The 11,996-nt window shown below is 59.7% G+C and carries 8 protein-coding genes; all 8 read left to right on the forward strand.

Features of this window, described 5'->3' with window-relative positions; all coding sequences use genetic code 11:
* Positions 1 to 149: 149 nt before the first annotated feature.
* The 8 genes from acpS (at position 150) to DW925_RS09670 (ending at position 11,917) form a co-directional block, all read left to right on the forward strand.
* Complete coding sequence (gene acpS / locus DW925_RS09635; protein ID WP_117655164.1) at positions 150 to 689, forward strand: holo-ACP synthase; 540 nt, start codon at positions 150 to 152, stop codon at positions 687 to 689.
* A complete protein-coding gene (locus tag DW925_RS09640) occupies positions 690 to 2,306 on the forward strand; it encodes an NAD(P)H-hydrate dehydratase (RefSeq protein WP_082435564.1) in 1,617 nt (538 codons plus the stop codon). It begins immediately after the preceding gene.
* A 2-nt stretch (positions 2,307 to 2,308) separates the two neighbouring features.
* Entirely contained in the window at positions 2,309 to 3,454 is a 1,146-nt protein-coding gene (alr, locus tag DW925_RS09645; RefSeq protein ID WP_117759402.1) for an alanine racemase, read from the forward strand.
* Between the two features lie 8 nt (positions 3,455 to 3,462).
* Positions 3,463 to 4,083, forward strand: coding sequence for a uracil-DNA glycosylase (locus DW925_RS09650; protein ID WP_117759400.1), 621 nt, complete (start codon positions 3,463 to 3,465; stop codon positions 4,081 to 4,083).
* 12 nt (positions 4,084 to 4,095) lie between these two features.
* Positions 4,096 to 4,602, forward strand: coding sequence for a tRNA (adenosine(37)-N6)-threonylcarbamoyltransferase complex ATPase subunit type 1 TsaE (gene tsaE / locus DW925_RS09655; RefSeq protein ID WP_117759398.1), 507 nt, complete (start codon positions 4,096 to 4,098; stop codon positions 4,600 to 4,602).
* Complete coding sequence (gene tsaD, locus DW925_RS09660) at positions 4,589 to 6,973, forward strand: tRNA (adenosine(37)-N6)-threonylcarbamoyltransferase complex transferase subunit TsaD (RefSeq protein ID WP_117759397.1); 2,385 nt, start codon at positions 4,589 to 4,591, stop codon at positions 6,971 to 6,973. Before tsaE ends, tsaD begins: the two co-directional genes overlap by 14 nt.
* A gap of 678 nt (positions 6,974 to 7,651) precedes the next feature.
* Positions 7,652 to 9,541, forward strand: coding sequence for a carbon starvation protein A (locus DW925_RS09665; RefSeq protein WP_117636065.1), 1,890 nt, complete (start codon positions 7,652 to 7,654; stop codon positions 9,539 to 9,541).
* A 183-nt stretch (positions 9,542 to 9,724) separates the two neighbouring features.
* On the forward strand, positions 9,725 to 11,917 hold the full coding sequence (locus tag DW925_RS09670; protein ID WP_158551700.1) for a hypothetical protein: 2,193 nt from the start codon (positions 9,725 to 9,727) through the stop codon (positions 11,915 to 11,917).
* Positions 11,918 to 11,996 lie beyond the last annotated feature (79 nt).

The following is an 11,996-nucleotide window of genomic DNA, read 5'->3' on the forward strand; positions in this document are numbered from 1 at the left end:
ACTTGAAGAAGGGGGAGGCCTCGCGGCCTCCCCCTTTTTTGTATCTCGGGCAATTTGTCTCACATAGTAGCTGTGTTTTATAACCCTCGTTTGTCGCATCTTCTGTGAACGGGCTACAATAACTTAGTCTGTGCGATATGGAGGTGAACATGGCTGAAGCTGGTATCGGCGTTGATATCGTCGAGATTTCCCGCATGAAATCAATTCTTGAAAAGACGCCGTCGTTTGCTCGGCGTGTGTTTACCGAAGAAGAGCGTGCGTATTGCGATGCATCATCGCGTCCCGCTGCTCACTATGCGAGCCGCTTTGCTTCGCGCGAGGCGGTGCTTAAAGCTCTCGGCACGGGTTTTAGTCAAGGCGTGGGTCGCAAGGATGTTTCGGTAACGCGTGATAAACTCGGCAAACCGAAGGCGCTGCTTTCGGGCCGTGCTCTCGAGATCGCTCAAGAACTGGGCGTTGTTGAGGTCGCTCTTTCCATTACGCTTACGGGAGACTTGGCCGTTGCGAATGCCATCGCGATTACCGAAGATGCTCGGCCTAAGCCAAAAGATGAAAAGGTGAGCACCAAGAAACGCGTTGCGCAGACATTTAAAGAGGCTCGCTCTGTATTAGATGAGCTCGAGCAGCTGCAGAATTCAGCATTGACGGAGCACCTGGGCGATGCTTCGCAAGATACGCTAGGAGCATAGATGAAACCGGTTTTGAGTACCGAAGAAGTCGTTCGTCTCGAGGATATCATCGAACGCGAAGGGACTTCGAAGGCCGAGCTTATGGAGCTAGCGGGTGAGTTTGCCGCTAACGAGGTCTTGAAGCTCAATCCCGATCGGGTTCTCGTTTTGGTCGGTTTTGGTAATAATGGCGGCGACGGTTGGGTTGCCGCCGATATCTTGAGCCACAAGGGTGTGGACGTGGATATCGTTTCTCCGGTTGAGCCGGATGAGATTCCTGCTGCTTTGGCACGTCATGTTGCTCGTCGAACTGCCGGCCGCGATGTGCACGTTTGCGTCGGTCCCTCGCGTGACGAACTCGAGGTTTTGATCGATAAGGCGGATGTTGTTGTCGATGCCATTTTTGGTACCGGTTTCCACGGGAATCTGCGTGCGCCGTTCTCCATTTGGATTCCTACGGTCAATGAATGCGCCGATTGTGTCGTATCCATTGATGTCCCCTCGGGCCTGAATGCCGAGACGGGCGTTGTTGATGACGACTGCATTCGTGCCGAGCGCACGGTGACGATGATTGCGCCCAAGATTGGTCTGTATAGCGCTGATGGCCCTGAGTATGCTGGCGATTTGATCTGCGGCAATCTTTACGACCGTCTTGACGAAGTCATCGATGATGTTGACCACGCCGCCGAGATTGTCGAGCCCGGTGACTTAGTTGATTACTTTGCTCCGCTACCATCGAATATCGATAAGTATTCCCGTGGCTCTGTGCTTATTGTCGCCGGATCGGCGCAATATCCTGGTGCTGCCATTATGGCGGCCAAGTCTGCAGCTCGCGCGGGTGCTGGTTACGTGGCAGTCGCGGCTCCTGACGCCTGCGCCAATCTCATTCGCATGGCACTTCCTTCGATTCCGGTCTTTGCTATTCCGTCTGATTCCCGCGGCTCCTTTGGCGCCGCTGCGCGCATGACGGTGTGCGAGATCGCAAAGAAGTACAGCTGCGTGCTGTGCGGTCCCGGTATGACGACGTCTGCCGGCGCTATGCAGGTGGTTTCGGGCTTGCTCGAGCTTGATGTACCGCTAATTTTGGACGCCGATGCACTCAACTGCCTTGCTAAGATTGCCATTGACGGTATTGATAGTAACCCCGAGATGTATCGCCGCGAGCAGCCGTTGGTTATGACGCCGCACTATCGTGAGCTTTCGCGCCTGGTTGCCGGTGACGAGGTGAACGACCTTGGTACCGCGATTGCGGCCGCGCAGAAGGTTGTCTGGGCTGCAGGCTCCGACAATCTGGTGGTCATAGCCAAGGGGCCGACGACGGCTATCTGTGGCGTTGAGCGCGTGCTGCTGCCACTCTCGGGTCCGGCTTCTCTGGCAACTGCCGGTTCTGGTGATGTTCTCGCGGGTATTTTGGCCGGCACGCTTGCCACCATGCGCGACGAGATGGATCGTTGGGAGCTGCTGTATTCGTACGCCGTCGCACTTCACAGCTACGCCGGTTTTGCTGCGGCGACGGAGTATGGTGAGAAGAGCGTTATCGCGACCGATCTTATCGACTTGATCGGTCCTGCCATGGAGCTGGCGGCAAAGGATGCGCTCGAAGATCTGGGAATCATGGACGAAGGGTCGGATGACTAATCATGAATAAAGCCGATTTGACGCGCTGGTCCTGGGTCGAGATCGACCGCGGGGCGCTCCGTCGCAACACGAGGGCCTATAAGAACTTGCTGAATCCACGTCAGCGCCTGTGCTGCGTGGTCAAGGCCGATGCTTATGGTCATGGAGCTGTTGAGTGCGCCAAGATCATGTATTCGGCCGGTGCCGACATGTTTGCCGTGGCGACGGTTAACGAGGGCGTTGAGCTCCGACAGGGCGGGATTACGAAACCCATCCTCATCCTAAGCGAGCCGCCTATCGAGGCCATTCCGACGTTGCTCGAGTTTGATATCATGCCCTCGGTCTATACGTCTGACTTTGCTCTTGCGTATGGAGAATGTGCCGTCGCGGCGGGCAAAGTGGGCAAGTACCATCTTGCCATCGAGACGGGCATGAATCGTATCGGCGTTCACTACACGCAGGTGCTCGACTTTGTCCGCGGTATAAATTTCCATCGCGGTATTCAGTGCGACGGCGTATTTACGCACTTCGCCACGGCCGATGAACCTTCGGGCTGGGACTACAAGCTGCAGTGCCAGCGTTTTACCGAGGCCGTTCAGGCCATTAAGGACGCAGGTTTTGAATGCGGTATCGTGCATTGTGCCAATACGCCATCCTCGATGCTCGATTCTTCAATGCACTTTGACATGATTCGTGCCGGCATCGGTTTGTATGGTCTGCAGCCATGTGAGCTGAGTGGTCGCGTGATGCAGCTTGATCCCGTCATGAGCGTCCACGCGCGTGTGACGCGCGTGGCACACCCTGCGATGGGCGAGGGCGTGGGCTACGGCTTTACCTACCGCGTACCGCGCACGCGCGTTCAGATCTGCACCCTTCCGATCGGTTATGCCGATGGCCTTTCGCGTACGCTTTCCAATCGTATGGACGTGCTGTATCGCGGCGAGCGTGTGCGTCAGGTGGGCAATATCTGCATGGACCAGTTTATGGTCGCCATTCAGTCCAACCCGGCGCATGAGATTCCCGAGGCCGAGTATGGTGACGAGATGATCATTGTCGGCCGCGATGGAGATGCCGAGATTACCATGGACGAGATGGCGCGCCTACGCGGCACGATTAACTACGAGGTCGCTTGCGGCTTTGGTATGCGTCTCGACAAGGTCTACGTGTAGGAGTCGCTATGGGCGTCATGCACATTCCCGGCCATAGCCATCAGGCGCCGCGTGAGGTCGCACTCGAGGAGATCGAGGCCGTTCTGGGCGATTGTCACCTTTGCCAGCTTTACCAGTCGCGCCACAACATCGTGTTTGGCGTGGGAAACCCCCGCGCTCGCGTGATGTTTATTGGCGAGGCGCCGGGCCGTAATGAGGATTTGCAGGGCGAGCCCTTTGTGGGGGCGGCGGGCGAGGATCTCAACGGCATCCTTTCGCTGGCTGGCCTCAAGCGCGAAGACGTCTACATTGCCAACGTGCTTAAGTGTCGCCCGCCGGGAAACCGCAATCCGCGCCCCGAGGAAGTGCTGGCTTGCTCACCGTTTTTGCGCGAGCAGATTCGAAGCATCTGGCCCGATATCATCGTGACACTCGGCAATCCCGCGACGCACTTTGTGCTCAAGACCGAGATCGGCATTACCAAGCTGCGCGGCAGGTTCCATCAGATGGGGCACTTTGTGGTGATGCCGACGTTTCATCCCGCGGCAGCGCTGCGCAATCCGGCGTGGCAAGAGTTGCTGGAGGAAGACTTTAAGATGCTGGGCGACTATCTGGAGCGGCACTCCGCGCCAGAGGGTGCCTCGGAATAATAAGGAGCATATATGTCCCTGGAGCGCCTGGGGGTAGGTATTTATAGAACGGCTTGCTCTGCCGATACGGAGCATTTTGGCGAGCTGGTTGCGCCGTGCCTGGAAGATGGTGATGTGCTGATCTTGACCGGCGGCCTCGGGGTGGGCAAAACCCACTTTACCAAGGGCGTTTCGCGTGCTCTGGGCGATGAGCATATGGTCACAAGCCCTACGTTCGCACTCATGGCCGTTCATGACCAAGGGCGTATTCCGCTGTTCCATTTTGATCTGTACCGCCTGGAGCATGCCTACGAGCTTGAGGATACGGGCATTTTTGACGTGCTGGGCTATGAGGGTGTTTGCCTGCTGGAATGGGGCGAGCAGTTTCAGGATGAACTGACAGATGAGTATCTTTCGGTGACGCTTAAGCGCGATGAGGACGACAGCGACGTGCGAACGATAACGCTCGAGGCACACGGCGAGCGCGCGGATGAGCTTTCCCATTTGATAGATAAGGCTGTACAAGATGAGCTTGCATAACGACAACGCGCTGGTGGTGGCGCTCGATACATCGACCGACATGCTTGCCTGCGCGGCAAGCTGGATTGATGTGCAGACAGGCGAGGCAAAGCTGGTAAGTGGGGACCATCTGTGTCGCCGTCATGCCAACGTGGAGCTCGTGAATACTGTTGATGGCCTACTGAAGCAGACCGGCCTGGATCGCAGCGATGTCGGCTGTTATGTGGTTGGCCGCGGCCCGGGTTCGTTTACGGGCGTGCGTATCGGTATCTCCACCGCAAAGGGTCTGGCGCGTGGTGCCAACGTGCCTCTGCTCGGCGTGTCGACACTTGACGCTTGCGCCTGGACGGCATGGAAGGCCGGCGTACGCGGCAAGCTTGGCGTTCTTGCCGACGCCATGCGCGGCGAGGTGTACCCGGCGCTGTATGTGCTGGGGGACGAGGGTCCCGAGCGTCTGTTTGAGCGCGAGCGCGTGGTCAAGGCCGCCGTGGCGCTTGATGGGTGGCGCCAGACCGCGGGCTGGGATCAGGTTCAGCTGACTGGTGACGGTCTCGTGCGTTATGGCAAGCTACTGGGTGAGGACGAGACGGCGCGCTGCGTGGGGCGAGACCTGTGGTGGCCTTCGGGCGAGGGCCTGCTGATGGCGCACGCCGCAGGCGACGGCGATCCGGCTCGCGTCTTGCCGATCTATACGCGCCTTTCGGACGCCGAGGAAAACGAGCGCAAGCGTCTGGGCCTTGCCGAGAGCGCGCAGAGTGAGGTGACAGGTGTTGCCGATGAGCTCGCCGGACGTCATCTGCAATTCCGCCCCATGGGCGCGGCGGATGCCGAGGGTGCGAGCACGTTGGAAACCACCTGCTTTGAAGGCGCCGGACACGAGGCGTGGACGCCGGGCATGTTCCTGTCCGAGCTGGGCGAGGGCGTTGCCGCTCCGCGTAGCTGGTGGGTGGCGCACGACGACGGCCGTCTACTAGGTCTTGCCGGCGGTATGGTCGTCGACGGGGACGTGCAGATTATGGACGTTGCCGTCGATCCGGCGCATCGACGCGAGGGCATCGCCCGCAAGCTGCTGTCGCACGTGAGCTATGACGCGCAGATGCTCGGCTGCACTACGGCTTCGCTTGAGGTTGAGGACGGCAACGAGGGCGCAATGGCGCTCTATGCCGCTCTGGGCTTTACCGAGGCGGGTCGTCGCCGTGGCTACTACGGTGCCGGCAAGGATGCCATCGTCATGACGGCACCGCTGCCCCTGGTGCTTCCTCTCGACAATGCCTCGCCCGAGCCAACTGCTGCCGAGCAGCGCGCATGGCCGCTGCCCGCGCCCGAGCGCACCGTTGAGGAGCGTGCCGAAATCGAACGCCGTCGCCTGGTGCTTGCCATCGAGAGCTCCTGCGACGAGACGGCCGTGGCAATTATCGATGCGGACGGCAATATGCTGGCCAACCAGGTGTCGACGCAGATCGATTTTCATGCTCGCTTTGGCGGCGTGGTGCCCGAGATTGCCTCGCGCAAGCACGTCGAGGTGATTGTAAGCGTCGTGGATGCGGCGCTTGAAGATGCCGCGGCGTCGCTTGGCTTGACGGGTGGAGCGATCACGCCGAAAGAGCTTGCCGCCGTGGGCGTGACGCAGGGTCCGGGCTTGGTGGGCGCTCTGGTGGTGGGTGTCGCCTTTGCCAAGGGCTTTGCGTATGCTGCCGGCAAACCGCTGGTGTGCGTCAATCATCTGGAGGGCCACCTGTTTGCCAACCTGTTGGCGCAGCCCGACCTTAAGCCCCCGTTTATCTTTACGCTCGTTTCGGGCGGGCACACCATGCTCGTGCACGTAAAGGCATGGGGCGACTACGAAGTGCTTGGCGAGACGCTGGACGACGCCGTGGGCGAAGCCTTCGACAAGGTGGCAAAGGCGCTGGGCCTTGGCTATCCCGGCGGCCCCATCATCTCCAAGCTTGCCGAGACGGGCAATCCCAAGGCGATCGATTTCCCCCGTGCGCTGAACAGCAGGGGGGACTATCGCTTCTCGCTTTCGGGCCTCAAGACGGCGGTGACGCTCTACATCGAGCAGGAGACTAAGGCCGGGCGCACGATCCACCTGCCCGACCTGGCGGCTTCGTTCGAGGCGGCGGTCTTTGACGTGCAGTACAAGAAGGCAAAAAACGCCCTGCATGCTACCGGGTGCAAGGAGTATTGCATCGGCGGCGGCGTCTCGGCCAATCCGCATCTGCGCGAGATGATGATCAAAAAGCTTGGACGTCAGGGCATTCGTGTAACGGTGCCGCCCTTGTCTGCCTGCACCGATAACGCCGCCATGATCGCAGAGGTTGCTCGCCGTAAATTCGACCGAGGAGAAATCTCGCCGTTCGACGTCGATGCCGATCCGAACATGACGCTGTAGCTGGTACGGCGCGGTCCCCGGACGGAGGGGCCGGATATAAGGTTTCCTGCTCTACAGTCCTGCGCAAGACGAAGGACACATTAAGTGGCCTTCTTTGCGTGCGGAACTCGCGATAAACCTTATATCCGGCCCCTCCGGCCGGGGACCTTTCTGTATCGATATGGCTTCTGGGCTGGATCGGCGTCGACAACGTCCAGCAAGGTTAACCAGCCTGCGTCGAATTTCCGGCGTTCTTTAGCTGAAAGAAAAAGTTGGTGTGCGGAGCTTTGCTCCGCATTTGGGATGGGAGCTCCCGCGGCTCCCGAGGGGGCATCTCTCATGCAAAAACTTTTGTCGGGTAAAGTCCGAGGTTAGTGGCGTTTTATAACGAGAAATTCAAAAAAGTTGAAAATTCATTACTTATTTGCGTTGACTTTAGGTAACTAAAGTTTCATACTCCTTTTCAACCACTGGGGGATGTGAACACGCACGGATCGTTCACATCATGATTGAAGAGGATTTCTTAGACATGTTCACGCATCAGCTAAACATTATCAGCGTAGTAATTATCTGATGCGGGTTAGCACATACAGCTAGCCCGTACGATAACGGGCGGCTGATGAAGATGAGGGCCGTCGAGCGCAACCGACGGCCCTCATTTTTTATGTCTAGGAAGTTCTTTTTAGAGGAGGAAATGTAATGAACGGAGTTTTGCTCATGGTTGTGGCCGCGGCGGTGCTCGCCTGCGGCTATCTGGGCTACGGCCGCTGGCTGGCCAACAAGTGGGGCGTTGACAAAGAGGCCCTCACGCCGGCCAAGCGCATGAAGGACGGCAAGAGCTTCTCGCCCGTCTCCGCCTTTACCGCGTTCTCGCATCAGTTCAGCTCGATCTGCGGTGCTGGCCCTGTCACGGGTACGATCGTCGCCATGGCCTTTGGCTGGCTGCCCGTCGTGCTCTGGGTCCTCGTCGGCGGCATCTTCTTTGGTGCCGTCCACGACTTTGGTGCTCTGTACGCTTCGATGAAGAACAACGGCAAGTCGCTCGCTCAGCTCATCGAGAAGTACATCGGCAAGACCGGCCGTCGCCTGTTCCTGCTGTTCTGCTGGCTGTTCTGCATCATCGTCATCGCCGCCTTCACCGACATGGTCTGCAAGACGTTCATGTTCACCCCGGCCGTTGACGCTTCTGGCGCCGCTACCGGTGCCATCGACTTCACCAAGTCCTATGCCGCTGGCTGCGCTGGCACCATCTCCATCCTGTTCACCTTCGTCGCTATCGCCTTTGGTTGGGCCCAGAAGAAGTTCAACCTCACCGGTGCCGCCGAGTTCGTCACCGGCGTGGTCCTCATGGTTCTCATGTTCGCCGTCGGTATGCAGTTCCCGGTCTACCTGGACAAGTTCCAGTGGTTCGCCGTCGTCATGGTCTACCTGGTCTTCGCTGGCGCTATGCCCATCCAGATGCTCAAGACCCCGCGTGACTACCTCACTTCCATCATGATGATCGTCATGATCGCCTGCGCTGTCCTCGGCATCGTCGTCCTGGGCGTTAACGGCCAGGCCACTATCACCGCTCCGGTCTTCACCGGCTTCTCCACTGCCTCCGGCATGATGTTCCCGGTCCTGTTTGTCTCCGTCGCTTGTGGTGCTCTCTCCGGTTTCCACAGCCTCGTTTCTTCCGGCACCTCTTCTAAGCAGGTCGAGAAGGAGCAGGACGCCGTCAAGGTCGGTTATGGCGCCATGATCGTCGAGTCCTTCGTCGGCATCCTTGCCATCATCGTCGCCGGCATCATGTTCTCCGATATGAACACCGCCGGTACTGGCGCCCTCAACGCCGGTGTCGCTTCCACCCCGTTCCAGATCTTCGCCGCTGGCATCTCCCGCGGTATGCAGGCCTTCGGTGTTGACGGTACGCTCGCTACCGTCTTCATGACCATGAACGTTTCCGCTCTGGCCCTGACCTCGCTCGACGCCGTCGCCCGCATCGCCCGCACCTCGTTCTCCGAGTTCTTTGCCCAGACCAACGACGCCCTGGCCATCGAGTCCAAGGCCGGCTACATGAAGGTTCTCGGCAACCCCTGGTTCGCCACGGTCGTCACCCTGCTTCCCGGTCTCGCCCTTGCCTTTGGTGGCTATGCCAACATCTGGCCGCTCTTTGGTGCTTCCAACCAGCTGCTCGGCGGTATGACCATGATCACCCTCGCCGTGTTCTGCAAGTGCACCGGCCGCAAGGGCTGGATGCTCTACGTGCCCGTCGCCTTCCTGCTCTGCTGCACCTTCACCTCGCTGGTCCAGAGCGCCATGGGCTGCATGACCGCCGTCCAGGCCTACGGTTTCTTCGGCACCATCCCGGCTACCGCCACCACGGCCGCCGTTTCCGTCGCCGCCACCAAGGGCCTGCAGCTCGTTTTCGCCGTCCTGCTGATGGTCCTGGGCCTCATCGTCGCCGTCAACTGCCTCAAGGAGTTCTTCGGCAAGGAGGCCGGCTCCATGCCTGATGAGGAGCCCGAGTGGTCCGAGATGGGCAAGGCCGAGTACGGTCGCGCCGCTGCCGCTGAAGCTCCTGCCGACGCCGAGGCCGCCAAGGCCTAGTCGGTCGGACGGGTTGAATCTCCCATCTATTTGACTCGGAAAGACCGGGTCCGCAATCAAGCGGACCCGGTCTTTTTTCTTGTGAGAACAGGTGGTGCAAGGGCGTTCTCGCAGATGTTTTGCGTGGATAGGCTCGTGCGTTGTACCATATGGACGTATATGTGTGCATATGAAAGGGGCCCCGTGGCCAAGACGGTATATTCCGATAATCAAAACAATGTCGATGCTCTGGCTGAGCGTCTGAGCAGCCAGACATCGCTTTCTGCCGAGCGCGCCAAGCTGGTTGCCTACGACCTGCTCTGCCGCAAGGCGCTCAAGATTAAGTCGAGCGCGCTGGCGCAGATTTTCCGCTCCGTCGATAAGGAATGCGACACCAAGGCGATGCGCGATGAGCTTATCGCGGCAAATATCGTGACCAAGATCGAGGGCAGCGGCATTAACGGGCGCCCGGCGTTCTATACCATCAATGTCGAGATCCGCGATGCCCAGGAGCAGCCTGCCGAGTCCGTCGAAGATTTTGTCGTCGAGGATTCCGCTGACGTGCCTGCTGTGGAAGAAGCTGCTCCGCGTGAGCATGTCGATACCGATGAGTTGCTCGATGAGAACGTCGTGCGTGCCTTTACGGCCAAGGCAGGACGCGGCGGTTTTGGCGGGGGTGGCAAGCGCGATGCGCAGCGCCGCGCCCAGCAGGAGCGCTTCCGTCGTGCCGTTGCTCAAAAGGGTGAGACGGATGCCGAGGCTGTTGAGAACGAGGTTGCTGCCGAGTCGCAGAGGCCCGCGAAGGAGCAAAAGCCCGTGGAGGCCCAGGAGCCCCAGCGTCGCCGTGGTGCCCACTTTAAGGCTGCGCAGCAGGATGTCGCGCATGAGGTTGAAGAGCCTTCCGAGGCCGCAGACGATGTTGAGGAGTCTGCCAAGAAGGCCCCGGGCTCATGTCGTCCCGGACGTGGTTTTGCGAGGCGCGCGTATCCCGTAAGGCGTCAGGAGAAGGGCGAGCCGGCTCCGACCGCTCAGGCCGAGAAGGCCGAACAAACCGAGAAAACCGTTGAGCCGGCGGCTCGCGAGCAGAAGCCTGTTGAGCCGCAGCTTGAGGTTGCTGCCGAGGCCAAGGGCGAGCAGCCTACTGATGGGCAGACGGAGCAGGGCGCGTCGAGCAGGCCTCGCCGCCGTCGCCATCGCGGGGGTCGCAGTTCCCATGCCGAGACTGCAGCCGAGAAGACCACGCCGCAGGACGAGGATGCGAAGGCCGAGGTTTCTTCGGGGCAGCCTAAGCGCCAGCCGGCGAAGGAGAGCAAGTCCGATCGTCCGCAGAAGCAGGCGTCTATGCCGAAGCGCGAGCGCAATTCCCAAGGCGATTCTAAGCGCAGGTCTCAGAAGAAGCCGGAGTCTGCCGCAGCAGATGCTGCTGCCCAGCAGCCCGAGTCGGCCGTCCACGGCGAGGTATCGGCGTTTGCCCTTGCCCGCGTTTTAGGCAGGCAGCTGCTCAAAGTTGTCCCTACGCCTACGGCGCTCTCTAAGATCAAGGAGCAGCAGACACAGATCGTAAAGGTCGAGAGCAAGGACGGCAAAAAGGCTCCGCAGCGCACTCAGCACAACGAGATGTCCAACCGCAAGATTGCCGAGGAAATCGCAATCATCCAGGCTTGGATCGAGCAAAACCGAGGTGCCGATACGCCGGTTGCCTCGCGCCGCCAGCGTGCCTACCAGATTTTTAACGACGAGAAGGCTTTTGACGGCAAGCACGGCGAGCGTCTAATTCGGCGTATGACCGAAAAGGGCATCAGCATGCAGGCGATTAAGGTCGCCCCCAACCGCCCCGTGCACTTTACGGGTTTCTTTACGCTGGGCGCCGATAAGCCGTTCATTATGGTCGAGAACCTGGACACCTATGACGAGATCGTCAAGCTCCTGCGCGGCCGCAAGCACGCTAAGCTCTTTGGCATCAAGGTGGGCGGCGTGATTTTTGGCGGCGGATGCAAGGCGAGCGTCTCGCATGCCCTGGACGATTATCTGGCTGAGATCGGCTATCGCTTTAACTACGTCTACTACGTGGGCGATATCGACCGCGAGGGCGCGCGCATCGTCGAGCAGGCTCGCAATGCCAATGTGGTTGAGATTCGCCTGCATGCCGGCATGTACCGCGCCATGCTCGCCGAGCATAAGCGTCGCGTGAAGGCCGGCGGCGAGTGCGAGCCCGCGGCTGCCAACCAGGGCGTGCCGCAGAACTTGGCGGCGACGATCAAGGATCTGCCCATGGTCACGCGCGTGCAGTTCCGCAATGTGCTGCGCGAGGGCGGGCGCATTCCGCAGGAGATTCTGATGACCGCCGACTATCGGGATGGCGACTCGGGAAGCTTCGACCGCATGCTGAACAACTAAATTCCGCCGGCCCCGGGAGAGCGGGGACACCGGCTTAGGTTTCCTGCTCTACAGTCCTGCTCACGACGGAGGCCACATT

The organism is Collinsella sp. AM43-1 (genome assembly GCF_003467925.1).
Classification (GTDB): Bacteria; Actinomycetota; Coriobacteriia; order Coriobacteriales; family Coriobacteriaceae; genus Collinsella.